We start from the raw sequence: 264 nt of genomic DNA, 5'->3' as shown, positions 1-264 counted from the left end.
AACGAGGGCAACCGTCCGCAGTTTGTTTCCAAACACCTGGCCTCACTTTGGGCGAACTACAAGGTTGAGGGCAGTGGTCGGCGCGGCGACATGACGTTCGGCGTCGGCGGCCGCTATATCGGCGCCTATTACTTTACGCCGGACAATACGTCGGGCACGAGCGGTAATGTGGTGTTCGACGCCGCGTTTACCTATGAGTTTCTCGATAACTCGGCGTTGCAGGTCAATGTCAGCAACCTGTTCGACAAGAAATATGTCGCCTAT

The 264-nt window shown here is 55.7% G+C and carries 1 protein-coding gene; it reads left to right on the top strand.

What is annotated here, in order from left to right:
• Window positions 1–264, top strand: a 264-nt coding sequence (locus SB719_RS20735) for a TonB-dependent receptor domain-containing protein (protein WP_412159827.1), incomplete at both ends; no start/stop codon positions are given.

The organism is Pantoea sp. SIMBA_079 (assembly GCF_046940275.1).
Lineage (GTDB): Bacteria > Pseudomonadota > Gammaproteobacteria > Enterobacterales > Enterobacteriaceae > Pantoea > Pantoea borealis.
Note: the sequence above shows the minus strand (reverse complement) of the source record. Positions and strands in the feature narration are given on the sequence as shown.